General features: G+C 59.1%; 34 protein-coding genes and 1 pseudogene. 22 read left to right on the top strand and 13 right to left on the bottom strand.

What is annotated here, in order from left to right; all coding sequences use genetic code 11:
- Positions 1-258 precede the first annotated feature (258 nt).
- Entirely contained in the window at positions 259-1,062 is an 804-nt protein-coding gene (locus FBY04_RS23025) for a DUF3800 domain-containing protein (RefSeq protein WP_145317138.1), read from the top strand.
- Positions 1,063-1,104: 42 nt separating this feature from the next.
- Here FBY04_RS23025 and FBY04_RS23020 read toward each other — a convergent pair whose 3' ends face one another.
- From FBY04_RS23020 to FBY04_RS22965, 13 genes and pseudogenes are all read right to left on the bottom strand, one after another.
- On the bottom strand, positions 1,105-1,413 hold the full coding sequence (locus FBY04_RS23020; RefSeq protein ID WP_256667129.1) for a hypothetical protein: 309 nt from the start codon (positions 1,411-1,413) through the stop codon (positions 1,105-1,107).
- Positions 1,410-3,092, bottom strand: a complete 1,683-nt coding sequence (locus tag FBY04_RS23015; protein WP_145317136.1) for a DNA cytosine methyltransferase — start codon at positions 3,090-3,092, stop codon at positions 1,410-1,412. The genes FBY04_RS23020 and FBY04_RS23015 overlap by 4 nt, the downstream gene beginning before the upstream one ends.
- Before the next feature lie 60 nt (positions 3,093-3,152).
- The gene (locus FBY04_RS23010) at positions 3,153-3,764 is read right to left on the bottom strand and encodes a 3'-5' exonuclease (RefSeq protein ID WP_145317134.1); all 612 of its coding nucleotides are present in this window, start codon (positions 3,762-3,764) and stop codon (positions 3,153-3,155) included.
- Positions 3,765-4,090: 326 nt separating this feature from the next.
- Positions 4,091-4,291 (bottom strand): annotated as a pseudogene (locus FBY04_RS32840) (DNA translocase FtsK); the annotation flags it as partial.
- 540 nt (positions 4,292-4,831) lie between these two features.
- Positions 4,832-5,032 (bottom strand): hypothetical protein, encoded by a 201-nt coding sequence (locus FBY04_RS23000; protein ID WP_145317129.1) that lies wholly within the window; start codon positions 5,030-5,032, stop codon positions 4,832-4,834.
- A 15-nt stretch (positions 5,033-5,047) separates the two neighbouring features.
- A complete protein-coding gene (locus FBY04_RS22995) occupies positions 5,048-6,679 on the bottom strand; it encodes a YqaJ viral recombinase family protein (RefSeq protein ID WP_145317127.1) in 1,632 nt (543 codons plus the stop codon).
- The gene (locus FBY04_RS22990; RefSeq protein ID WP_145317125.1) at positions 6,666-7,427 is read right to left on the bottom strand and encodes a hypothetical protein; all 762 of its coding nucleotides are present in this window, start codon (positions 7,425-7,427) and stop codon (positions 6,666-6,668) included. The genes FBY04_RS22995 and FBY04_RS22990 overlap by 14 nt, the downstream gene beginning before the upstream one ends.
- 53 nt (positions 7,428-7,480) lie before the next feature.
- A complete protein-coding gene (locus FBY04_RS22985) occupies positions 7,481-7,768 on the bottom strand; it encodes a hypothetical protein (protein ID WP_145317123.1) in 288 nt (95 codons plus the stop codon).
- Between the two features lie 325 nt (positions 7,769-8,093).
- On the bottom strand, positions 8,094-8,264 hold the full coding sequence (locus tag FBY04_RS32435; protein ID WP_178118320.1) for a hypothetical protein: 171 nt from the start codon (positions 8,262-8,264) through the stop codon (positions 8,094-8,096).
- Positions 8,261-8,491 (bottom strand): hypothetical protein, encoded by a 231-nt coding sequence (locus tag FBY04_RS22980; RefSeq protein WP_145317121.1) that lies wholly within the window; start codon positions 8,489-8,491, stop codon positions 8,261-8,263. Before FBY04_RS22980 ends, FBY04_RS32435 begins: the two co-directional genes overlap by 4 nt.
- Complete coding sequence (locus FBY04_RS22975; protein ID WP_145317119.1) at positions 8,488-8,778, bottom strand: hypothetical protein; 291 nt, start codon at positions 8,776-8,778, stop codon at positions 8,488-8,490. The genes FBY04_RS22980 and FBY04_RS22975 overlap by 4 nt, the downstream gene beginning before the upstream one ends.
- A 411-nt stretch (positions 8,779-9,189) precedes the next feature.
- Positions 9,190-9,525, bottom strand: coding sequence for a Rap1a/Tai family immunity protein (locus FBY04_RS22970; RefSeq protein WP_145317117.1), 336 nt, complete (start codon positions 9,523-9,525; stop codon positions 9,190-9,192).
- 26 nt (positions 9,526-9,551) lie between these two features.
- Positions 9,552-10,220 carry a LexA family protein gene (locus FBY04_RS22965; protein ID WP_371927848.1) on the bottom strand — a complete coding sequence of 223 codons (669 nt, stop codon included), beginning with the start codon at positions 10,218-10,220 and terminating at the stop codon, positions 9,552-9,554.
- 89 nt (positions 10,221-10,309) lie between these two features.
- Here FBY04_RS22965 and FBY04_RS22960 point away from each other — a divergent pair, with 89 nt between their 5' ends.
- The 21 genes from FBY04_RS22960 (at position 10,310) to FBY04_RS22860 (ending at position 23,662) form a co-directional block, all read left to right on the top strand.
- Complete coding sequence (locus tag FBY04_RS22960) at positions 10,310-10,528, top strand: helix-turn-helix transcriptional regulator (RefSeq protein ID WP_145317115.1); 219 nt, start codon at positions 10,310-10,312, stop codon at positions 10,526-10,528.
- Between the two features lie 2 nt (positions 10,529-10,530).
- Positions 10,531-10,836 (top strand): CII family transcriptional regulator, encoded by a 306-nt coding sequence (locus FBY04_RS22955; RefSeq protein ID WP_145317113.1) that lies wholly within the window; start codon positions 10,531-10,533, stop codon positions 10,834-10,836.
- 2 nt (positions 10,837-10,838) lie between these two features.
- Positions 10,839-11,609 (top strand): DnaT-like ssDNA-binding domain-containing protein, encoded by a 771-nt coding sequence (locus FBY04_RS22950; RefSeq protein WP_145317112.1) that lies wholly within the window; start codon positions 10,839-10,841, stop codon positions 11,607-11,609.
- Between the two features lie 37 nt (positions 11,610-11,646).
- On the top strand, positions 11,647-12,255 hold the full coding sequence (locus tag FBY04_RS32430) for a replication protein P (RefSeq protein WP_256667127.1): 609 nt from the start codon (positions 11,647-11,649) through the stop codon (positions 12,253-12,255).
- Entirely contained in the window at positions 12,248-12,691 is a 444-nt protein-coding gene (locus tag FBY04_RS22940; RefSeq protein WP_145317110.1) for a RusA family crossover junction endodeoxyribonuclease, read from the top strand. The genes FBY04_RS32430 and FBY04_RS22940 overlap by 8 nt, the downstream gene beginning before the upstream one ends.
- A gap of 113 nt (positions 12,692-12,804) precedes the next feature.
- Positions 12,805-13,080: a hypothetical protein gene (locus tag FBY04_RS22935; RefSeq protein ID WP_145317108.1), complete on the top strand. Its 276-nt coding sequence runs from the start codon at positions 12,805-12,807 to the stop codon at positions 13,078-13,080.
- A gap of 642 nt (positions 13,081-13,722) precedes the next feature.
- Positions 13,723-13,950 carry a hypothetical protein gene (locus FBY04_RS22930; protein WP_145317106.1) on the top strand — a complete coding sequence of 76 codons (228 nt, stop codon included), beginning with the start codon at positions 13,723-13,725 and terminating at the stop codon, positions 13,948-13,950.
- A gap of 140 nt (positions 13,951-14,090) precedes the next feature.
- A complete protein-coding gene (locus FBY04_RS22925; protein ID WP_145317104.1) occupies positions 14,091-14,465 on the top strand; it encodes a putative holin in 375 nt (124 codons plus the stop codon).
- Entirely contained in the window at positions 14,458-14,742 is a 285-nt protein-coding gene (locus FBY04_RS22920) for a phage holin family protein (RefSeq protein WP_145317102.1), read from the top strand. Before FBY04_RS22925 ends, FBY04_RS22920 begins: the two co-directional genes overlap by 8 nt.
- Positions 14,742-15,161, top strand: a complete 420-nt coding sequence (locus tag FBY04_RS22915; RefSeq protein ID WP_145317100.1) for a cell wall hydrolase — start codon at positions 14,742-14,744, stop codon at positions 15,159-15,161. Before FBY04_RS22920 ends, FBY04_RS22915 begins: the two co-directional genes overlap by 1 nt.
- A complete protein-coding gene (locus FBY04_RS22910) occupies positions 15,158-15,607 on the top strand; it encodes a lysis system i-spanin subunit Rz (protein WP_145317098.1) in 450 nt (149 codons plus the stop codon). The genes FBY04_RS22915 and FBY04_RS22910 overlap by 4 nt, the downstream gene beginning before the upstream one ends.
- A gap of 77 nt (positions 15,608-15,684) precedes the next feature.
- Positions 15,685-15,912 (top strand): hypothetical protein, encoded by a 228-nt coding sequence (locus FBY04_RS22905; RefSeq protein ID WP_145317096.1) that lies wholly within the window; start codon positions 15,685-15,687, stop codon positions 15,910-15,912.
- A 63-nt stretch (positions 15,913-15,975) separates the two neighbouring features.
- Positions 15,976-16,386: a hypothetical protein gene (locus FBY04_RS22900; protein WP_145317094.1), complete on the top strand. Its 411-nt coding sequence runs from the start codon at positions 15,976-15,978 to the stop codon at positions 16,384-16,386.
- A gap of 5 nt (positions 16,387-16,391) precedes the next feature.
- The gene (locus FBY04_RS22895) at positions 16,392-16,607 is read left to right on the top strand and encodes a hypothetical protein (protein WP_145317092.1); all 216 of its coding nucleotides are present in this window, start codon (positions 16,392-16,394) and stop codon (positions 16,605-16,607) included.
- Complete coding sequence (locus tag FBY04_RS22890) at positions 16,604-18,208, top strand: portal protein (protein WP_145317089.1); 1,605 nt, start codon at positions 16,604-16,606, stop codon at positions 18,206-18,208. Before FBY04_RS22895 ends, FBY04_RS22890 begins: the two co-directional genes overlap by 4 nt.
- Entirely contained in the window at positions 18,208-18,441 is a 234-nt protein-coding gene (locus FBY04_RS22885; RefSeq protein ID WP_145317087.1) for a hypothetical protein, read from the top strand. The genes FBY04_RS22890 and FBY04_RS22885 overlap by 1 nt, the downstream gene beginning before the upstream one ends.
- On the top strand, positions 18,425-19,285 hold the full coding sequence (locus FBY04_RS22880; protein ID WP_145317085.1) for a hypothetical protein: 861 nt from the start codon (positions 18,425-18,427) through the stop codon (positions 19,283-19,285). Before FBY04_RS22885 ends, FBY04_RS22880 begins: the two co-directional genes overlap by 17 nt.
- Before the next feature lie 198 nt (positions 19,286-19,483).
- The gene (locus FBY04_RS22875) at positions 19,484-20,350 is read left to right on the top strand and encodes a phage capsid protein (RefSeq protein ID WP_178118318.1); all 867 of its coding nucleotides are present in this window, start codon (positions 19,484-19,486) and stop codon (positions 20,348-20,350) included.
- A gap of 45 nt (positions 20,351-20,395) precedes the next feature.
- Entirely contained in the window at positions 20,396-20,857 is a 462-nt protein-coding gene (locus tag FBY04_RS22870; protein WP_145317083.1) for a hypothetical protein, read from the top strand.
- Between the two features lie 73 nt (positions 20,858-20,930).
- On the top strand, positions 20,931-21,512 hold the full coding sequence (locus tag FBY04_RS22865) for a hypothetical protein (RefSeq protein ID WP_218571661.1): 582 nt from the start codon (positions 20,931-20,933) through the stop codon (positions 21,510-21,512).
- A complete protein-coding gene (locus FBY04_RS22860) occupies positions 21,512-23,662 on the top strand; it encodes a hypothetical protein (RefSeq protein WP_145317080.1) in 2,151 nt (716 codons plus the stop codon). The genes FBY04_RS22865 and FBY04_RS22860 overlap by 1 nt, the downstream gene beginning before the upstream one ends.
- Positions 23,663-23,702: the final 40 nt, after the last annotated feature.

The raw sequence follows: 23,702 nt of genomic DNA, 5'->3' as shown, positions 1-23,702 counted from the left end.
ACTCCCTTACGTGGGGGCGTACGGTGTTCTTGAATTCGGCGCGGCACATGCCGAGATATGCAGGGGCATCCATCGCCCGGATGAAGCGTGGCGGGGTCTCTGCGACCGTCGCTGCTCTTGTGTTGGCCATAGGGATTCCTCGCCACGCCTTTGCAGGGGTGGACTAAGTTGGGGATACGACTGCGCGCCTGGCTTATTGCGCGAGAGGTGGGTTCGAGACGAAGATGAGCGAATTAGTCGTGACGTAAGGAAGCAAAAATGGCTGGAAACGTGGATAGCGTGGGTGCCGACAGCGGTGCCAGGTATATGGCATTCGGAGACGACAGCCAATACGAAGGGGTTTTAGTCTTCGCTTTCATAATATTTAAAAGAACCCGGTTGAAATCGATTCTTCGGGAGTTCGAGGAGGTAAGGAAAAGGTTTAAATTTCCCGAGGGTGTAGGGATTCATTGTCGTGAACTTTTCAGTGGGCAGCGTAGGGATAAGTTGGGGTTGAGCCACTTATCCAGGGAAGACATAACCTCAATACTTACCAACCTGATCACGATAATAAACCGCAATGAAGCAGGTTTAAGGTTTGCTTATGCACTAGAGGACAAGGTCAAACATATGTTTGATGAGCCGCTGATGTTTGAATCGCCGGACGGTGGTCCGAATATCCAAATGCCGGCCAAATATGATCCGAAAGGTGTTCTCGGAACGCTAGCACAAGCGTGCTTTGTCGTCAGGCCAGACGGCGCTCACGGCCCGCAGGCCAAGGATTGTCAGATTCACATAGCTCCCGACACTACTCCAGTGAAGTTTCTCGGAGAACGAAAGCGGCAGGCTCACTTTCTAACCTCCGGGTTCAATGATGTCCATCCAGAACCGGGAAGGGTATATTCAGTTGAACCTTTAATAGGTGATGGGGGATATCCTCAGTTGCTGCAAATAGCAGACGTTCTTGCATATATTTGTGCCCATGCGATGCATCCTGAGGATGATAAGAGGAAATATTTAAGCCTATATATGAATATAAAAAAGCGAGTTAGGTCAGTTTATGGTTGCGACGATCAACTTTAAGCTTCAATCGATCGGTGGACTGTCTTAACTGCACGAGCTTTGTTACGGCGCCCCCTTCAACAAATCAATGACAATCTTGACGCCGCTGGCCACGCTGGCTGGCCGCTGTGCGGCGTACCGGGTCAGGTCGGCAATAGCTTTTGTCCGCACGGGTTCACGGCGGATGGCAGCGCCAAGGGCGCGTACCACCTCAAGGGCGTACCGCTTGCCCTCCAACTCCATGACCCGGTTGATTGGACCGGTGATGACCAGCTCGGGCAGCGGCTCGTTGGCCACGATTGGCGGCAGAAGCTTTGACGCAGGGGCAGGGTGGCGGGCACGGTCAAGCGCCTGCTGTGCAAGTGAATTCATTGGGATACCTGCTGAGAAACGCTCAGACCTATAGCCACGGGCTGAACCCAGATTGGCATGCTGTTGAGCATGAAGGTTTCGCCGGCGGCGGCCAGCAGTAGGGTGGTGCCCATTACGTGGGCAATTGCTTCGGCGGCTGCCGGTGGTACTGCGTTGCCGATCCGTTCGCGCCAGGCCTGATCGCTAAGACCGTCCAGCTCGAACATTTCCTCGGGCTCGACCAAGCTTTGCAGCGCAGCCAGCTCAAGTGTGGTGAATGGCCGGTGCCAGGTGCCGTCGAGGCTTTCGATCACACAGGTCAGCCGCTCGTTGGCTTCCGGCATGCGTGGATCAGCGACGGACCACCGGCCGTTGTCTTGCCGGGCGCTTGCCGAGACGGCGCCGCACTGATCGTTCCAGCCAACAACGCCGTAATGCCCGCCGCTCAGGTATGCGTCACCCTTCACGCGTTTCATGCCTGGGCGAGGATCCGCGATCGACAGTTGCCCGCCTTGTACGCCCTTGCCACCTGCAATGATGGTTGAGCTATGGCGGTCCCATTCTTTGACGGCCAGGTTGTTGCTGTGTCGGTTCCAATTTGGCCGAGGGTCGGCAACGCTGAACGTCCCTTGCCCGGGCGACTTCACTCCGATGACCGCGCCGCTTGTTTCGTCCCAGCGCCGGACACCGTACTGCTGGTATTGCAGGGCGCCGGCTTTGCTGCGTGGATCCGCAACGGAGAACGCACCATTGGTTGGGCTGCTACGTCCGGCGACAGTACCGGCAGAGTCCTTCCAGTCGTGCACACCCAGGTAACCGGCGCGGTATTCCGGCACGATCACCAGGTCACGCAGGTAGCCGTCCTCGATCGCTAAATCATTCAGGCTGCGCCAGTCTTTGCCGGCGGTGACCAGGGCGAGGCGAACCCATGTCTTCCATTGCAGCGCCGGTACCCGGTGCATCGGCCCCGCGGCTTCTACGTCGCCGGCGAGAGGCATGCGGCCGAGGATTGAGCCAACAGACTTGAGGGTCTTTTTCTCCGGCTCGTACAGGAACGGCGGCACCTTCTCGATGTGTCGGGCCACCAGCAAGAAGCGCTTGCGACTCTGGGCCAGACCGCCGATGACTCCACAATCGTGGGTGGTTTCTGCAACCGCGTAGCCGAAGTGGCTCAGCAGCTTGTTGATCTGGTCCAGCAGGTGACGCCCACGAGTGGCGAGCCGTGGCACGTTCTCGAACACCAGCAGCGGGACCGGGTCGTCCTTCCAGGCTTCGCCGAACAACCAGATGCAGCGCAACGTCAGTTCGTTCAGGGCCTGATACTTCGGCGTGAGGCTCATCTTTTCAGACAGCAAGCCGGACGCGCCTTTGCATGGGCTGGAAATGAACACCGCGTCAGGCCGTTGATAGTTGGCGGCGCGGCGGATGTCGTCGACGGTGGCCTCACGCCAACCTGGTGGCGGCTCTTTACCGTGGAAGCGGATGTACTGATCTCGGGTGAACAGGTCCAGCAGCGTGCCTTTCACTCCGCTCAACCTTTCGAAGTCGGCCAGGCCAGCGGCATCAATGTCGACGCCGCCGATGCACTGCCATTCGGCTTGGATGTTGCCAACGATTGGCTTGGCCTTGTTGAACCCTTTGGCACCACCACCGAGGCCGCAGCAGAAATGAAAGTGTTTGAGTACGCGCTTAAGCATCATGCGGCGGTGTCCTTGTGAAAGAGGTTACGCCGGCAAACGCCGGCGCATGGTGGGGCAGGATCAAGCCACCTGAGTGACCGGCGGGTTCATCGCGAAGTAGATGCGGGCACAGGCTTCGGTGTCGGGCCGCGCGCGGTGGCCGCCGACCAACTCCTCGCCGGTGAAGTGCAGAAGGGCCTCGGCCACGGTCGGCACCTTGAATTGCTTGCCGAAGCCGGCGCGGATCATCTTCTCGGTGGGCGGGCACTGAACGATGTTCTTGCTCGACTGGCAGGTGCAGTAGCCGGCGGTGGCCTTGAACGCGTCTGCCGCTTCCTTGCCCCGGTACCGCGACAGCGCGATGCGCATGATCCGGTCATCAAACTGGATGTTGTGGGCGATACGCAGGCCGGCGCGGTCGTGAATGGCCATGAAGCCGTCCAGCGCTTCCGACTCAGGGATCCCCAAGTCCATGGCCATTTCATTGGTGATGCCGTGAATTGCGGTGACTTCAGGCGGGATCACCCAACCATCAGGGCGGATCATTGCTTCGAAGGAATCGACCAGGGTGCCGTCAGGGCTGTAGGCCAGAATGCAGATGTCCACCAGGTGCGGCTGGCGCGGATCGTCGCTTGGGTCGCGGAACAGCGGGAGGCCGGTGGTTTCAGTGTCGTAGGGGGTCAGCAGGTTCATGGGGCACTTTCCTTTAGGCGAAGAAAAGGCGCCCGAAGGCGCCGGCGGTGTTGCGGTGGGGTGGGTTAAACGACGTCTTCCAGCGAGGCGATGACCTTGTAACTGTGTTCCAGGGAGGTCGCGCCCTCGGTGTCGAGCTGGATCACTTCGTTGTCGAGCAGACGCAACAGCAGGACCATCACCTGGTCACTGTCGATGGCCAGTCGGCTTTGCACCCAGTGAGCTTTGAACGGCTTGGTATTGGCCTTGAGGACGATCAGCTGGGCGGCATCCTCATAGGTGAAATCGCCGAACTCTTTGTTGATGGCGGCTTGCTGGTCCAGCATTGGACGCAGCACTTCCCGAGCTCCGTTGGTGTTCATTGCCGTCACAATGCCTGTCTGCTCCATGCCTTCGAGCATCCGCGCCGCGCGGTTGTAGCCGATCTTCAGCTTGCGCTGGATGGCTGAAATAGAAGGGCGCCGCGTTTCCATCACGAAAGCAACGGCTTCCTGATACAGCGGATCTTCACCTTCGCCGTCATGGTCTGGCAGTTCCTCGCTGTCCGGTTCATCCGGGCCGCTCGCCGCCTGTTTTCGGTCGAACAGACTGCCGGTCAAATCGCTGCTGTGCAGTGGCAAATCGCGCTGATCACGTTCAACCGTGAGGCTGTCGAGGCCCTCGGCATAATCGTTCGGGGCCAGCACCAGCAGGCAGAGCTTGCCGGCTACGTCGATCAGGCCGTGACGATTCGGATCCTGAGCATCAATCGTCGCGGTGACCGTGATGCTCTTGGCCTTGAACTTGGCATCGGCCACTGTCAGTGGGATGGTGTCGACGCTGCGAGACGAAATGATCCCAACAGCGGTGTAGACCGCTTCGGTGACTTTTTCGGTAACCCGGTCGGTCACTTCCTGGCGCTGGCCTTCGTTGAGTTTGTTGAACGGTGCGGCGATGTTCTGCCATTCGAACATGGCGGCTTCGACCAGATCGCGCACCAATAGCTGATGGGCCAGCACCGAAGGCATCACGCCGTGCATCTTTGCGCGTTCGATGGCCTCGAAGTGTTCAGTTTTCATAGAGTGTCCTCAGTGCTTGGCGATGCGCTCAAGCTTTGATTGTTGAGCTGGGCTCAGGTTGGTGTGGGCGCCGTAACGCTTGAAGCTGGCGCGGATGTTCTCGACGAATTCCATTTCCCAGCCGCCGCTGGCGTGAAGCTCAGCGGAGACCAGGATCGCGGCGAACTCCTCGATGCTGTCGTAGATATCTAGAACGGATTCGGAAGCCATGGACGAGCCCCCTGATCAGGCTGCGGCCTGGTTGCTCTGCACTGCCTGAATGTGATGGATCAGGGCGGTGCAGATGAGAGGGAAGTCGCTGGCGCGATACAGCTGCGCGCCCTGCTTGCGCTCCACCGCTTCGAAGCCCAGGGAGCGCAGGAACTCAGCCGACAGCGTGAAGCCCAGGCGCGAGGTGATATCGCCCAGCTTTATGCGCTGGCCATCGTCTGCCGGCGTTTGGGTAATTGTCGAAACCGTTGCGGTTGTGGTGACCGGCGCCGGTTCGACCGTCTTAGGCTCAGGCTCAGGTTCTACAACCTGTGCAGGCGTTACGGCCGCTGCAGCTTGCTGCTTGGCTTCTTCCTGCTGTTTCAGCTCGGCCTGCTGCTGTTCGTGCTCGCTGATCCGAACCTTGATCAATGCAACCAGGTCGTCGTTGGCCTTGAGCACAAGGTCCTGGGCATCGTGGAACAGGAAGCCGTGCTTAATCGCCAGTTCGTTCAGGCTTTTCAGGTTCATCCGGATCAAGTCAGCAATTCGGCTGGCCTCGATCTTGGCGCGGGCCAGCTCAGCGTCGGCGGCTTCCTTGAGGCTGTCGATGGTGCGTTTTCCCTTGATGACGCCAGCGAAGTCCGCCAGCACCTTGGGCATCCGGATTCGGCTGTTCAGCGTTTCGTTGATCTGGTCGATGTGCGCCTGCAAGGCCTTCGCCGCATCCATGACGATATCGCTACGGATAATGTCCTTGCGCGCCTTGATCAGCTTTTCCAGTTCCAGGCGCTTGCGCCGCGTCTCTGCCGCGATGTCATCGATCGCCTTGAACAGCACGTCGATGCTTTCGGTTTGGCTCAACGCGTGTTCTTTGGCGGCCTTCAGCTTGTCCTCAACCTCGCCGCACCACTTAACCGTTGCATCGGCGTCGGCGAAGTCCTTGTCGGTCGATAACTCGGTGTTGATGTCGCTGATTACCGCCAGGGCGTGGGACTTGAACGCGTCCAGGTTGCTGGCGGTGACCATGCCAGTTACGTCGATGCGCAGCGCCGGCAGTTGGTCGGGTGCAGCGCCAATCGCCTCTACCTTTGCTTGCTGCGGCACAAATTCGCCAAGTTCCTGCTCGAACTGGGCCCAGCCAGCGACCAGTTGCTCACGGCGACCAAGCACGGGGCTGTATTCCATGTGGGCGAATTTGTTGTTGGTGCCATCCGAACAGACGAAAATCACGCGTTCGGCGCCGCTGACCAGCAGCTGCTGCTCAAGCTGCCAGTAGTAGTGCGGCTCCAGCTCGCCGGCGCGGATTTGTGCAACCACCTTCTCGTTCCACAGCTTGTGTTCGAACAGGACGTCGCCCAGCATCGTGGCGCCGTCCATGGACGCAAGCAGGTTGCCGCTGGTACCGACGATTGGGTAGAGCTCTTCGCCGATCATTTCCTCGACCAGGGGCCGGGCCATTTCCTCAGTGGCGTGGCCACGGTCGAACGCGGCCTGTTGCTGCGGGGTGACGTCCGGAACAATGCCGGTTTTCTTCATGGACAGCAGGTCGTTGCGGGTCTGGAACTTCGAAGCGCTCATCATCGCGGGTGCCTCCGAAGCGGTGAAGTAGCTGGAACGAAGGGCGTGCCACTCGGGCGTACCTTGCTGGACGTTATGCACTTGCATCAGTGTGATCTCCTTCGATTGGCGCCAGGGCGTGGATACGCTCGATCTGCTCGGTGGTGAGGACGTACTTGCTGGTCAGGGTGCTCAGCAGGTGTTCAGGGCTGGTGCGGTTCTGCGCGATCATTCCGCGCCACTTGTCCGCGTTTTCTTCCAGCTTGCTGTCGGGATAAGCCGGCAACTGCTTTGGCTCGTCGGCCTTGCGGACGTGGGTCTGGTTGAGCTCGCGCTCGGTGGGAATGTCCTGGACTTCCTCGGCCATCGGCATGCCGCGCAGCACGTCAGGGAAGACGTCGCGCAGAGCAAAGGAGCGGGCACGCATCTGACGCATGCGTTTCGGGTATTGGCTCCACGGGCCCTGTTTGCCTTTGAGGCCAGCCAAGCCGGCATCGGTCATGCTGAACGTGCGGGACTGTTCCTCTTCGCCGACGCGCTTCACCCGGCATGTTGCCGTCTCGCCATCGTCGGTTTCGTACACGTACTCACACAGCGGCGAGCTGCGGACCAGGGCGATCACTGCGTCACCCCAGAGCGACGGGCGACCGTTGATGACCGCAATGCTTTGCATGGCCTGCATGGGCTGCAAACCCAGTTCCATGCCCCACTGGACAGCCACCAGGATGTTGGCCGGCTTGCGTTGGAAGTCCTTGGGGACGATGTCGGAGTTGGCGAGGTAGTCGGCGAACTTCAACGCCTCGTCGAGGTTCTGCGGCGCGAGACTGAATGTCTGCTTGATGGCTAATTCGGACACAAGAGTTTCCTTGCCGCGACGTGCGCAGCATTGAAGAGGGTTAGCGGGAAGGGTTAGGCGGAGCGGGCAGCCAGCATTGCGTCGGCTTCGATGTAGCGGATCGTCGCAATCATTTCAGCCAGTTCGCTTGCGGCCGGGTTGCGGCCATACGTTCGATAGAACACGTCGACAGGCACGTACTGGCTTACATCGCACTTGGCCGCAAAGTAGTCGCGCAGGCTCATGCCATATTCGGCGTGACGGCCATAGCCTTCTGTGCCGATCATCCCTTGGCTTGAGTCGTACACACACTGCTCGGCGGGCATCGGAAAAGCCGGCCCGCCATCTGGTTTGGTTTCCATGATGCTTACCTATTGAGTGATCAGGCCGCCGATTGCAGGGCCCAAGAGAACGATGGTGAGGAACAAAAGGCCGACTGCGGCTGAGGTCCAGCGGATGGCGCGGCGCCGGTACCGCTGAGCAGTGGTCACCCCGATGAACCCATCATGTCGTCGCCGAAGCACTCGCCGTTGCAGACCTCGCTGCCGCACTCACGGCACTGATCATCCGGTTGCAAGTCGCGTTGGCAATTCTCGCCGCCGCAATGTGGACACCTGGTCCCGGTGAGGTTCGACAGGGGGCCGACCCAGTGGATGCCGAGTCTGTTGCACTTGCTGCAAATCATGGTCATGGCCGAACCCTCACCGCGATCCGACCGCCCTTGATAGCTGCCGCCAGCTTGGGCGGAAGCGCCGATACAGGAAGATCGCGGGGTAGGCCGACGCCAAGAATGGTCAGGGTTCGTTCGATTTCGGCGATTTGCTCGTCGATCAGTGATTTAACTGGTGGTGTGGTCATCGGTATGACTCCAGTTTCTGCATCAATTCCTGATGCTGGATCTCGATAATCCGGTTGTGCCGGGCCTTGTAGTGGCCGTACTCCCGGTTATCGATCGCACCCAGCGAGTGAGCCATTTCGTAGGCCATGCTCGTTTCAGCATGCAACTGCGCTGATGTGCTGCCCGCATTCAGCTGAGTGAACCGAGAGTCGATCATGTCCACGGCGATTTGATGCTGGCGGCTCATGCTGCCCACCGTTTCTGCCGGCGGTTGATGGCGTCAATCTCAACCCACAGCGCCGTTTCAATCTGACGGCCGAGCGAATGAGCCAGAATCGGCAGTTGATACGGCTCGACATCCATTCGGATCCCGTCATCGTCGTAGCAGATGCCCGACACAACCTTGAACTCGAGTTCGCGGCAGCCCTGAGCATCCCAGTCACTGGACCAGGTGCCGGGGCAAGGTGGCGTGTTCTCGCAATGGGTTACCTCCACTTGGAGGACAAACCCCTCAACAACTATTTCGTGTTCCATGGTGCCTCCAAGCGGTGATTACATCCGTCTGCCCACTCGCCGAGTGGACAGAGGCGATGCAAATTCCGGTGTTTCCTTATCTCCAGCCGCGACCCTGTCCGCTGGAAAACTGATTTGGGGCTTTACGCTGCGCACCCTGGGACAGTTGCCATCCCTCTGAACCGTTAAGGCCGGTTCATCGCTACCTGTGGTGAAGCGGTGAAACTAAAGAGCGGTGGCTTTCGCCGGCTTGCGTGTTCATGTGCGTGTTTCCTGTGATCAATAATCACGCAATGTGTTTGCGCTGTCAAACACGTATCGTGATTTATTTTTCTGAAGGCGAAAAAAACCCGGCATCAGCCAGGCTTTTTGGAAGTGAGGGCGGGTTTCTAGCTTATTAAGTCGGGTCTTATACGAATGAACGCTGGATAGTTACTTTTTCTTGCAAGGAAACGTCCGCGAGAGAGACTCATAAACCAATCCAGATGCATCTTGGTTCCACTGTTCAGGGTTATTACGGAGATATTTTAGGGTAATTGCGGCCAATTGACCGTAAGTGACATTGTCTGGAGGGCATAAGCCAACTCCTCGAAAACTGTCAGCAACTGCCGAAACGTAACCGAAAAAAGATCCGCCAGTGAAAGAGGTGCCCGCTTGGTTTGTCTCGTAGTCTTTGCCCCAGTCCACCAGGTTTTTGCCCGTTGCGGCCCATGCTGGGCTAGCGCTGAGAATACCAGCGACCAGGATAAATTTTACGAATCCTTTCATGGAAATTATCCCTCACCGTTACAGAATTAGAGTCCAGTCATTTTTGTATCGATGACGCGCCCGATGAACTGGCAGTTCCCATTGATTTCGATAGTGCGATAGCTCGGGTTCAGCGGCTTTAAGTACTTGTTGCCGGCGTCTTCGATGAATTGTTTGAAAGTAGTTTCACCCTTGTCGATCAGCTTCACCACGTAATATTTACCGCTGATTCGGTCGGCTTCTGGCCGCACCAAGATGCGTGAACCCTCTGGAAAGCTTGGGTTGCCGTTACAGGTCATTGAGTCGCCGCGTACGGTCAGCCAAAACCCATTTTCACCAGCGTTCTCGGTCGATGACAGCCATTCATCAGCATCCCCTGGGTGATGGTTGTCCGGTGACTCTGCCCATTCGCCAGCCATAACCCAGCTGATCAAAGGGTAGGCCTTGGGCGCCTTGGTTGGCTGCAAGGCCATCTGCACATTTTGTACGCTGTCGTCGTCCTCCAGTAGCAGTGCTTCCGGTGCAATTCGAAGAGCAGCCGCAATCGTCCTGACATCGTCGAGCGTTGGCTCGCGTGAATCAGTCTCGTAATTGCCTATCCGGGACTGTGAGCCCCAGCCGCACGCCATCGCCAAAGCCTTCTGGGACATGCCCAGAGCCCGCCTGTAATGCTTGATTCTTGAGCCGAGTGTGTTCATGGCTGCGAGTTTAATCACGCAACGAAATGAACTGTTCTCACTTATCGTGTTTGTGTTAATCACGTTATGTGTTTATCCTTCGCTAAGATCCACAGGAGGCTAAGCCCATGAACCGTATCCGTGAAATCAGGGAAAAGGCTGGAATCCGCCAGTCCGACCTGTACCGAAAGCTGAGCTGGGGGCAGTCACGTATCGCCAACTACGAGAGTGGCGAACGGACTCCATCCCTTTCTGATGCCCGCTTGATCGTTGCCGCGTTGAATGATCTCGGTGCCACTTGCGATCTGGCCCAGGTGTTCCCTGAGCCAGGCCAGTCGGCGGCCTGACTATGTCGAGCCCATTGAACCAAGAGCAGACCGTAAGGGCCCGCAAGAACTATTCGGTCCTCATGCAGCGTCTTGCATCGATCGGCAACGGTCCCGTCGCGGTTGCAGTCGGTTGCGATGAGGCCACGATCAGCCGCATGAAACCGGAGAAGTTTGAGCAGTTCGCTCAGATCCTGGCCGTTCTCGACCTGAAAATTGTCCCCAACGAAATGCGTTGCTTTAACCAGCGCGATATCGAGGCGATTTTTCATCAGGCCAAGCGCTGGATGGAGCATGTGCAGCACGTTGACCAGTTGGAGGAAGACTGACCATGGATTGGCTCAGGCTCTGGCACGACATGCCAAACGATCCGAAATGGAGAACCATCGCCCGCGTTTCCTCGCAGCCGATATCACTTGTCCAGGCCATGTATGTGCATCTGCTCGTTGACGCGTCACGAAATGTCACGCGCGGTCACGTGACAGTCACGAAAGAGGATATTGCGTCCGCTTTGGACGTGACAGACGAGCAGGTTGAAGCCGTATTTTTGGCCATGCAGGGACGTGTCATGGACGGTGATCGGTTGTCCGGATGGGAAGGGCGACAACCAAAACGTGAAGACGCTGGCAACCCTGAAAGCGGCGCCAAATCAGCTGCGCAACGAAAAAGGGATCAGCGAGAGCGGTTGCGAAGGGAAGCCGAGGAAAAGGAGAGTCACGGCGCGTCACGCACAGTCACGCCGAGTCACGACAGATTAGATACAGATAAGAATAAAGAACACACACATACCGCGCAGACGAAATTTCCGCTCCACGACGTTTGGGAGCCCGACCCCAAGACTTTCACCGCCGTCCTGTTTCGCAATGGCATGGCCGGGCAAACCTTCGAAGCCGACCAGCTTCTTGAATTCCGCTCCTACTGGATCAGCCGACCCGATGACCTGAAGACCCAGGCTCAGTGGGAACACGCGCTCGCCCAGCAACTGAAACGCCAAGCACGCACCCAGCAAGCCAACGGGGGAACACTCAATGACACCGGTAGACGAACTGCTCCAATCCGCTCGCGTAACGCTCACGACATCCTCAACGACCCTAGCTGGTGAGCCAGTAGCCGAAAACGTTACCCCGCTGGAGCAGCAAGTGCGCCGGGCAGTTCGCCGTGTCTTCGCAACGCTGAAAACCGCGTTCCCTGCCTGGTACGAAAAGCACTATGGCGATGCACGGGCTGAGCAGCTCGCCCGCCGCGTGTGGATGACCGGGATTCAGGAACTGGGGGACGAGGCTGTAAACCGTGGTCTGCAACGCATGGTGCTGGAGTGCAAGTTTCCACCATCGCCCAGCGACTTCATGGATCTGTGCGAGCGCGTTGACGACATGCCCTCGGAAGCCCAGGCATGGGATGAAGCGCTGCGTGGTTCCTACAGCCACAAGGCTGTGAAGATCGCCGCCGAAGCGACAAGCACGTTCGATCTACGCGCCGGCAACCACAACGACAAAGCGCTGAAACAACGCTTCGAGCGCAACTACGCCATCGTCATGCGCCGCGCCCAGACCGGCCAGCCGCTCGAAGGCCGCATTGCCAAAGGCATTGGTAGCGACAGCATGCGACCCCGCGAACAGGTCCAGCTCGAACACTCCCGCAAGGAAGCCGAAGCGCTGGTCATCGCCCAGGGCATCCCGGCCAACCCTCAATCTGCCCGCGCCATGTTGCTGGCAAAACTCGGTATCCGGAGAGAAGACCATGCTTGATCAAAGGCCCGTTTCGTTCGTGGTACCGGGCGAAGCCGTGGGGAAGGGCAGATCACGCGTCAGCACCATCGGTGGGCATGCACGCATGTTCACCCCAACCAAGACCGCCAACTACGAAACCCTCATTTCCATGGCCGCACAGCAAGCCATGAACGGCCGCGACCTGTTCGCCGGCCCCGTCATGGTGGAAATGAAAATCATCGTGTCCGTGGCTGCGTCCTGGTCGAAGAAGAAAACCGCCGAGGCCCTGCAAGGGCTGGTGATGCCAACCAAGAAGCCAGACGCGGACAACGTCCTGAAGGCTATCTGCGACGGCATCAACGGCATCGTGTTCAAGGATGACGTCCAGGTGGTCAACGTCTCGCTGAGCAAGCGTTTCGGTGAAACCCCGGGCGTACTCGTTCGTGTTGTGCCGCTTGAGGGGAAGTCGTCATGAACACAATTTTGATTGCTGGATTCACTGCCTTGTCCGCGCTGGTGTTCATGGCGTTGAAGCTCTACTGGATGGGTCTGCCGTCCGTCTGCCAATAACCCTGGGGAGGGGAGCACATGAAAAAGCCAGTCATGCAATGGGCCTGCCGCGAGCTGGTAGACGGCTGGGTAATGATCGGGGTGGACGTAGATCTGTCAGCACCAGGTGAGCCTGAGGGGCTGCTTGGGTACCGCAGAGCTGTGCATCCGTTCCAGTTCGATGGATCCGATGATCCGGTTATGGACTTCAGTTTTGTTATCGCTGAAATGACTTGCCGCGTAATGAGGGGGGTGGAGGGGGCGGAGGGCGCGCAACTGCTCTCTGCCTCGCGTGCGCGCGCGTTTGGGGGCTGACCATGCTGGCCGTAGCCCAGCAGCGAGTCGAACACCGGGTTGACTGGTTTCAGGTCATCACGGCCTTGTCACGTACCGGCTATTCCCCGCAGTCGGTTGCTGATGTCATCGGAGTTGCGCGCACCACGTTGTTGGGCTGGAAACAAGGCGCTGAACCTCGCTACACGGAAGGGGAGCGACTTGTGTTGTTCTGGTGCCAGATCACGGGGAACGACAGATCAAGACTGCCCATGGTCGCTAAAGGTGACTGGTGGGCTTATCACTCAGGTTGACCGGCGCCGGAGTCAGTGTTTCGGCGCCCAACATGGGGATCGAGAAAATTCTTGGGAGTGTGTTGCATGTTGAGAAAGTGCGGTTATATTCGACATCACTGGACACATCACCAGTACCCGAAACCAAAAAAAAACCCCCGACGTTGCCGCGTCGAGGGTTTGGTAGAGGGGAACGGATTACCCAGTTTCTCCTCCGGTGTACAGCTTGAAGTTCCTGCAAGGTCTTCAAAATCACACTTCGGCCTAGGGCTGAAGGTGTATGAACTGTATTTACGTAAATACGTAACGTCAATATATGCCTAAAAGATTAGCAACAAATTGACGCAGTATAGCGACCGGAGGTTCCTCAACTCGATGAAGGGAACCACGAATGGATCAACGTAAAGCAGTACTGGAACTTGTAGACGCCTTGGGAGAGGCAGCGGAGAAAGCCCGATCTGTGCTGGCATTGCTGCGTGAGAACGGCACGTACATTGAAGGCTTCTCGATCACCCATCAAAACGTGATGGGTGCACTCTGGGTGTTGGATGATCACATCAAACACATCGAGGGTCGTCTCGCATGTTTTAGGCTACCGCCAGCTGCTAATGATGATTGACCTGTAACAGAGCCCCGCCACGGCGGGGTTTTTACTGCCTCCCAAATAGTCGGGAACCCGACACCCAACCCCGCTGATCCTTACCTCGTCGAGTAACCCGACCCCGCCCTGTGCGGGGTTATTTCTTTCCGAGGTATCAAATGGCAGAGCCAAGCAGCGGGGCAGTGTTGGCCGCAGGGATTGTCGGTGTCACCGCTGTGAGCTCGTGGCCAGGTGTGGACCCGAACGCGGTGGTGGGGGCATTCGCTGGTGCAATGTTCATCGTGGTCTACGCGAAGGACCTCACTCCGCTGGCCCGTCTGGGCTATTTCATCGCGTCATGGGTGGCCGGTTACTACGTTGCAAGCGAAGTGATCGGCCGTGAATGGGCCAAGACATCTGGCCTTGTCGCTTTCTTCGGCGCGCTGTTCTGCGTGACCATCTGTATCAGCCTTCTGGAGTGGTTTGGCGGCGGCAAGGTGCCTGGGTGGCTGCAATGGCTCCTCAATCTTCGTGGAGGTCGTCCCAATGGTTGATCCATGGACTCTTCTTGCAGGGGGTGTCTGTGGCGCCATCTGCATCCGCATCGCTTTCTATCGCCGGCAGGGTGCCCGATACCGCGCTGGCGTGTCATGGATGGCCTACGCGCTGGCCGCCGCAACAGGCTGCGAGTGGCTGTCGATCATGATGTCGGTCCTCTTCTCCAGGCCTACCCCCGCCGTTTCCCCTTTCCAGCTGATCGTTCTGCTCGTCCTGGTGGTGCTGGTCTACCGGGCTCGCGGCAACGTGGCGCGCATCCTGAGGATGGACTGATGGTCGCCAACGACATCGATGTACTGGCCCGCACGCTGTGGGGTGAAGCACGCGGCGAAGGTCCAGCAGGGCAGGTCGCTGTTGCCTGGACCATCCGCAACCGGGTGAACGATGGCAACCCTCGGTCGTGGTGGGGCGAGGGCTATGCCGGCGTGTGCCAGGCCCCGTGGCAGTTCAGCTGCTGGAACAAGAACGACCCGAACTATCCCTACCTGAGTGGCGCCAAGCAGATCCCGCCCAGCCAGTACGCCCTGGTGATGCGCAACGCCAAGCTCGTCGTCGATGGCGCAACGCCTGACCCAACCGGCGGCGCCACTCACTACTACGCCAAGAGCATGAAGACCGCGCCCAAGTGGACTGTGGGAGCGAAGCAAACCGTCACCATTGGCAACCACGTGTTCTTCCGAGACGTGCCGTGAAGATCCTCGCCGGCATCTGTGCCGCACTGGCCATCGGGCTGCTGCTGGCGCTTTGGCGCGTCGACCACGTCAGCACAAAGCTGGCATCTGCCGAGGAAGAGGTCACCACGCTGACCAACGCCGCCGAGTCCCGCCGCAATACCCAGCGCCTGCTGGCCCAGCTCGACACCGACCACACGAAGGTACTCACCGATGTTCAAGCCCAGCACAAAGCCCAGCTTGCTCGCGTTGGCACTGGTGCTCAGCGGCTGTCAGTCCCAGCCCGTTGTCCCGCAGTGCGAGCCACCGCCACCACCGCCGGCGTGGATGATGCAGAAGCGAGAGCCGACATTGACCCCGCGGCTGCTCAACGAATTGTCGCCATCACCAACGACGGAGACGAAGCCATCATCGCCTTGAACGGGCTGATCGATTACGTGGCCACCGCCTGCACCCCTCGCAAATAGTCGGGAACCCGACAGCCTGCCCACCTGATCCTTGGCCCTCAATTCGTTGATTCCCCATCAACCCGAGGGCTACACCCATGCCAGAAGCCACTATCCGCGAAGTCGATTATCAGGATGTTTTGAAAGCGCAAATCCTTGTTGAGATCGCGGGAACGCTGGTCAGTCGCGTTGCACCGTCGAACAACATGGACGTTCAGGGCGCCGCTAACACGCTGAGCGTTGACTTGATTTCCTATGCCAAGCAACTGCTGAAAACCCCTGTACCGCCTGAGCCTGAAGCCCTCGCTGCCTCGCCCGCCGAGTAACCCGTCCAGCAACTGCTGATGCCCGGTCACGTGCCGGGCTTCACACCATCAGGAGACAAGACCATGCCCGGTCCAGATGATTTGAAGATTCAAACCCCAGGCGAACCGCTTGGCACTATGACGCCGCTCGCAGCAGCAGTGACCACTGCCAACGAGGCCGACACCGCCCAGGCACAGCCTCCGCTGTACGCCGCCAAGCACAGTGCCGGTGGCCGCTGGCACGTCGTGACCAATGACGCTGACGCCACCCGCGTTGGTGACTTCGTTGGCGACAAGGTTTCGATCGTTGCCGAAGTCGAACGCATGAACGCCGGCGGTGAGCCGTTGAAGCTGGACCCGGAGCGCCTGCAAGACCGCGCCGACCAGGCACAGCCCAAGCAATCGGCGACTACCGACGTCGACGCCACCAAGCTCAAGCAAGCAGTCATGACGCCTGACGGCTGGCTGTGCCCTGAACCACCGGTCAAGGAGTAAGGCGCATGGGAAGTAAGCCGAAGAAGCCGCCAGCCCCAGTCGTTGTGGCGCCGCCTGATCCGCAGATCGAAGCCACCAAGGCTGCTGATACTGCTGCCATCAAGGCCAACGAAGAAACCGCCGCCCGCAAGAAGCGTAAGGCCGAGAGCAGCCTGCTCACGTCCGGCGCCCAAGGCACCGGCTCTGTTCTATCCCAAGGCAAGAGCACCCTCGGATCATGAACGCATCCCAGATCTGCAAAACGTTGAGCACCCTGAAGTCGCTGCGCTCGCCGCATGAGCAGACCTGGCGCGACTGCTACGACCACAGCTACCCCGTGCGGGGTAGTGGCTTTTCCGGTGAGTCGATCACAGCGACCGAAGCGCAGTCGCGTAAGGCCCGCATGATCGACGGCACCACCACTGATGCTGTGCGTATCCTGTCATCGGCCATCATGTCTGGTGTCACGCCTGCAAACTCTGTGTGGTTCGCCCTGGACGCTGGCCAAGAGAGTGATGAAGAGCGCCGCTGGATGGACGACAGCGCCAAAATCCTTTGGGAGAACATTCACGCCGCCAACTTCGACGCCGCCGGCTTTGAGGGCATGATCGATATCGTGTGTGCTGGCTGGTTTGCCATGTACATCGATGCGGATCAAGACAACGGCGGCTTCGTGTTCGACCTGTGGCCTATCGCGAGCGTGTACTGCTCCGCATCCAAGGCGGGCGGGCAGATTGACACCGTGTATCGCGAGTACAGGCTCACGGCAGAACAGGCAGTCAACGAGTTCGGCGAAGAGAACATCAGCGAGACCACCCGCAAGCTGGCCAAGGACAAGCCACAGGAACTGGTTTCGTTCATCCACGCGATCTATCCGCGCACCACACACATGGTCAACGCCAGGCTGGCGAAGAACATGCCGATCGCCAGTTGCAAGGTGGAGGTCGGTGCGCAGCTTCTGGTCAGTGAGTCTGGCTATCACGAAATGCCGGTAGTCGTGCCGCGCTGGATGATGATCCCCGATAGCGTGTACGCGACCGGCCCGGTTTCGGATGCTCTGCCGGACTCCCGAACCCTCAACGAGCTGTGCCGTATGGACTTGGCTGCCGGTGACCTGGCCATCGCCGGCATGTGGATTGCCGAAGATGACGGGGTACTAAACCCGCGCACGGTCAAGGTGGGCCCGCGCAAGATCATCGTGGCCAACAGTGTCGACAGCATGAAGCCACTGCAAAGCGGCTCAAACTTCCAATACGCCGAGACGAAGATCGCCCGCATTCAGGCTTCGATTCGACGGATCCTGATGGCCGACCAGCTCCGCGCCCAGGACGGGCCGAGCATGACCGCCACCGAGGTGCACGCGCGTGTCGCCCTGATCCGTCAGTTGCTTGGCCCAGTCTATGGCCGCATGCAGTCGGAGTACCTGCAACTTCTGATCGAGCGCTGCTTCGGTATTGCCTACCGTGCTGGCGTGCTGGGTGCCGCCCCTCAATCGTTGACCGATCGTAACTTCACGGTTCGCTACACCGGCCCGCTGTCACGCGCCCAGAAACTGGAAGAGGTCACCGCGATTGACACGTACGTGGGCGGCGCACTGGCCATCAAGGCCGCTGATCCTACCTCGGACATCATGGACAACATCGACATGGACGCCGCCCAGCGCTTCAAAGGCGAGGCGCTGGGGGTTCCTTCATCCGTCATCCGCAGCGAAGCCGCACGCGACAAGCTGCGCGAGAAGAGAGCCCAAGACCAGCAGGCGGCGCAGGAACAGGCCCAGCAGCAGATGCTGCAGCAACAGGCCGGAGAGACCGCCATCAAGCAAACAGCAGGGGCCGCAGCGTAATGGCGATCGAAGTCGATGCAGCAATGTTCAAGCGCGTTTTCGAGGACCACCACGAAGGGCGGTTGATCCTCGAAGCGCTCACCCATCAGTTCGCCCGCCCCGCAGTGGTAAAGGGCGGGATCGATGCGGTGCTCGAAACTTACCAGCGAGACGGCCAGCGGCGAGTGCTGGAATTCATCGTTGCCCAAATCAACAGAGCAAATGGAGTAGATACCAATGCGTTTGAAGAATAGTTTTGCCCGTTTCATGGGCGTGATGTTCATGGCTGAAGCTCCGGCAGATGGTGTGCCTGGTGCAGTAACAACCGAACAACCGGCTTCCGTGCTGGCAGCTGCCACGCCAGCCGCGGCTGTTGTGCCGGGCCCGAACGATTACATCCCTGAGAAGTATCGGACCAGCAAGGAAGATGGATCGCTTGACCTCGAAGCGTCCACCCGCAAGCTGGCCGAGTCCTACAGTCATCTTGAAAAGCGCATGGGCTCAGGTGATGTGCCACCCAAAACCCCGGACGAATACGCGGTCAAGCTGGAGGGCGTCGAGGGCTTCAACTGGGACGAATTCAAGGCTGATCCAGAAACCCAGTCGTTCCTTAAGGGGGCTCACGCCAAGGGACTGAGCAACGACCAGGTGCAGTACGTGATCGGCGAATACATGAAGGCGGCGCCCGGCTTGATCGCTGGTGCTGCCGTGCTCACCACTCAGGACTGCACCACCGCGCTGAAAGCGGTATGGACCGATGAGCAGGCCATGAAGACCAACGTCACTGCGTCTTACCGGGCTGCTGAAGCGTTTGCCAGCGAGCCGGGCAAGCCAGGCAACTTCGGCGCACTGATGGAGAAGTACGGCAACGATCCCGACTTCATCGCTTTCACCGCCAACATCGGCAAGGAGCTGAAGGAAGACCGCCCAATCAACGGCGGCGCCGTAGTGAGCGATGGTGATTTCGCGGTCAAGACTTCGGAGTTGCGCCAGCAGTTGCAGGATCTGCCGCCCCACGATGCCAAGCGCGCCGGCATTCAGGCGCAACTGGATGACCTCTACAACCGCAAATACAACACGCCTACATCCCGCTTCTAACCCCCGCTGCAAATAGTCGGGAAACCGACACCCACCATGCACAAACATCGCAGGCATCCCAGCAATGGGCCGGCCTGCGATGGCACGCAGACACCCGGACAGCCCCGAGGCGCAGCAAAGCCGATGCACGCCAGGAATACCGGCCCGCGTTGCGGACACCCGGCAGGCAAATCCCTTATCTGCATTGGAGTGCATCGCATGTCTCAGCAAATTACCGAAGCCTTTGTTCAGCAGTTCGCTGACAACTTCCGTCACCTCGCGCAGCAAATGACCTCGCGGTTCGAAACCCGCGTGACCATCGAGCCCAACATCGTCGGCATGTCGAAGTCGGTTAACCGCCTGGGTCAGCGTACCGCCCAGCGTCGCACCCAGCGTCACGCTGACACCCCGATCAATGACCAACCACACAGCACACGCTTTGTGGATCTGTTCGATTGGGACGATGGCGACATGATCGACGACCAGGACAAGATTCGTATGCTGGTTGATCCGACGTCGGACTACGTCAAGGCGATGGTTGCGGCGCTGAACCGTGCCAAAGACGACGTGATCATCGGCGCCTTCGGCGGCAACTCGCGCGCTACCACCGGCAACATCATCCTGCCAACCACGCAAAAAATCGCGGTGGGTGGTACCGGCTTGACCAAGGCCAAGATCATCCAGGCTCGCAAGCTGTTCCGCCGTAACGAAGCGGATAACCACAACGGTGAAGAGCTGTTCATGACCTACACCGCTTCCGCTGCTGCCGACATCCTCGCGGACAGCACCCTGACCAGCGCTGACTACATGGCCGGCAAGTTCCTTCAGGAAGGCGACGTGGAAGGTAAGTGGATGGGCTTCACCTGGATTCCTTCCGAGCGCACCCCTTATGACGGTTCAACCCGCCGTCTGTACGCCTGGGCGAAGTCCGGCGTAACCCTGGGCAAAGGCAAGGACATCACCACCAAGGTTGGCGAGGATCCGGGCAAGGGCTTCAACGTGCGGATCTACGGCAAGCAGTCCATTGGTGCCGTGCGTACCGAGGAAGAAAAGGTTGTTGAAATCTCCGTAACTGAGGCCGCGTAAGCGGCTTCGGCTTCCCCCTCTTTCCCGGTTTAGGAGTTCTAACCCATGGCAACCGTAAACGCATCCGTATCCGCCGCTCGCGCGGCTCTTCCGCAGCAGTTGGTCAAACCCAACCTGCAGGGCGCTGACGTGCAGATTCTTGTCAGCACCTACACCGTCCCCGTTGGCGGCATCGCTATTGGCGACAAAATCTCCTGGGGCCTGCTGCCGTTTGGTTCTCGCCTCATGCCCGGCACTCGACTGTATTTCGCTGTCGGTGCTGCATCTTCGACCATCAACCTTGGCGACGCTGTAGTGCCAGCGCGCTATCTCGCAGCGACTTCGGTAGCGGCAGCAGGCAGTGCGACCGCCGACGCCCAGTTCGCCAACGGAGCTCTGTTTGAGGTTTCGGTAGCTCAGCAAGGCCTGGCCACCGATCAAAGCGAACTGTTCTCCACTGTTGCCGGTGCTGCGCTGCTGGCGGGCCAAGTCATCACCCTGGTGGCGCATTACGCCGGACAAAACTGATTGGTGCTGCCAGGGATGGCGAACGACTTAACCGGGGCCGCGTGCCCCGGTCCTTTTATGTGGAGGTTTTAGGATGAGCATGGCAACCGGGGTTTCGATCTGCTCCAACGCCCTGTTGATGCTGGGTGCACAGACCATCAACGACTTCAATGAACCTGTGGACCGGGCCAAGATCGCCGCCAACCTGTATCCGACCATTCGTGATGGCCTGCTACGGGCTCACCCGTGGAACTGCACCATCAAGCGCGCCTTGCTGGCGCCTGACGCCACGGCCCCGGCCTTTGGCTACGACAATCAGTTCGAGTTACCGGCGGACTTCCTGCGCGTACTGGAGGTCGGGCAGAGCGGCATGCAGATTGATTACCTGGTTGAGGGTCGCAGCATCTTGGCCAACGCCACATCCGTCGAACTGCGCTACGTGTACCGGAATGAGATCGAAAACGTCTGGGATGCCAGCCTTGTTGAGCTGCTGACGCTGTCGATGGCTGCCGCCATGGCTTACCCGATCACTCAGTCAGCCGCGCTCCAAGCCAACTTTGAACAGAAACTTGCGATGGCCAAGAAGGTGGCGCGGGCTGTTGATGGCCAGGAAGATCCGCCGCAGACCCTGGGCGATGAACGTCTCTACGGCGCTCGCTTCGGGGCACGCGGATAATGGCGCGCTATACGCTCAACCAGACCAACTTCACCGCCGGCGAACTCTCGCCGCGCATGCTGGGCCGTGTCGATATCGCTCGGTACCAGAACGGCGCCGAGATCATCGAAAACGCTTGGCCACTGGTGCACGGTGGTTGCACTCGCCGCGATGGCACTCTGTTTGCTGCCGCTGCCAAGTTCGCCGCCAAGCGCGCGCGCCTCATCCCCTACGTGTTCAACAAATCTCAAGCCTACATGTGCGAGTTCGGCGACCTTTACGTGCGGGTCTACTACCCGAACGGGGTCTACACCGGAGTCGAGCTGATCAGCCCTTACACCGAGGCAATGCTCAGCGCGATCGATTACGTGCAGGGCGCTGACACCATGTTTATCTTCAACAACCAGGTGCCTATCCAGCGCCTGCGCCGCATCACGGATTTGCAATGGAGTCTTGCACCGGCGCCTTTTGTGACCAAGCCGTTCGACGAGAAGGGCATCAACTTCGCCACCTCGGCAACGATCAGCGATATCACCGTAGGCACCGGCCGTACGTTCACGTCCTCGGTTTCCGCCTTCCTGGCTTCGGACGTTGGGCGTGAAATCTGGTCTGGTGGCGGTATTGCCAAGATCACCGCTGCCATCAGTGCCACCGTGGTCACCGTACAGGTGGTGACTGCATTTCCGGTCACCCCTATGGCCGCTTGGTCGATTAAGGGTTCTCCGCAAACAACGCTGTCGCCAAGCGTTGTGGGCACAGTCGGTGCCGTCATCGGCCTGACCTTAGGCGCAGCAGGGTGGCGCTCTGATGACGTAGGCAAATTCGTCAAGGTCAATAGCGGTCTGGTTGAAATCACTGTCGTCTCAAGTTCAACGGTTGTCTCGGGGATTGTTCGTGGTGCCAACACTTCGACGGTCGCCGCGCCTGCGAACGCCTGGTCGCTTGAGGCTTCAGTCTGGAACGACTTTGACGGCTACCCATCAACCGGCACGTTGCATGAACAGCGTCTTGTCGCCGCCGGCTCGCCCAACTTCCCCCAGACCATTTGGGAGTCGCGCACCGGTGAGTATCTGAACTTCGAGCTGGGTACCAAGGACGACGACGCCATGTCGTTCACTGTGTCCAGCGACCAGATCAACCCCATCACGCACATGGCACAGATCAAGGCGCTGATTGCACTGACCTACGGCGGCGAGTTCAGCCTCACTGGTGGCGTCGAGAAGCCCATCACCCCGACCAACATTCAGGTCAAGAACCAATCCGTATACGGCTGCAACAACGTCAAGCCAGTGCGGATCGGCAACGAGCTGTATTTCATTCAGCGCTCAGACCGCAAGTTGCGGGCACTGGCCTACAAATACGACTCCGATGCCTACGGCGCCCCGGACATGTCCGTCCTGTCTGAGCACGCCACGCAGAGCGGCGTCATCGACATGGCTTATCAGCAAGAGCCGGAGTCGATCCTGTTTCTGGTCCGCAATGACGGTGTGATCGCCACCCTGACCGTTGACCGTGACCAAGACGTGGTTGGCTGGGCCCGGCAAGTCACTGACGGCAAGTTCGAATCGGTTGCGTCGATTCCAACCACTGGCGGCGAACAGATGTGGGCCATCGTCAACCGCACCGTCAACGGCAACACCGTCCGTTACGTCGAGCGGTTCGTATCAGGCATCAACGTCGATTGCGGCATCAGCGCAACCAGTGGACCTGGTGCGACGGTGTGGACCGGGTTGGGCCACCTGGAAGGTAAGACCGTGGATATCGTCGCGGACGGCGTGCCGATGCCGCAGCAGGTTGTCACCGGCGGGCAGGTCACCATTTCCCGCAACGCCTTAACCGTTCAAATCGGTCTGCCGTACAAGACCAGGATCAAAACGCTGACGCCAGAAGTGCAGGGCAGCACCGGCAGCGCCCAGGGCAACAGCATGCGGGTCGCTGAAATCACGTTGCGATTCCTCGAAACGATCGGTTGCGTGGTTAACGGCCAGCCGATCGCTTTCCGTGTGCTTGGCGAGAACGTCCTGAATCAGCCAGCGCAGCCGTTCACCGGGGATCACAGGCTTGAAAACCTCGGATGGGACCGTGGCCAAGCCTCTATCACTATCGAGCAAAACCAGCCGCTGCCGTTCCACCTGCTCTGCGTCATCAAAAAAATGTCGATCAACGATTGAGGTAATACCCATGATCAGGGCCGCCAAACACTCTGACGTA

Source organism: Pseudomonas sp. SJZ080 (assembly GCF_007828295.1).
Classification (GTDB): Bacteria; Pseudomonadota; Gammaproteobacteria; order Pseudomonadales; family Pseudomonadaceae; genus Aquipseudomonas; species Aquipseudomonas migulae_A.
The sequence above is the reverse complement of the archived record's forward strand: the minus strand, read 5'-3'. Positions and strand labels throughout refer to the sequence as shown.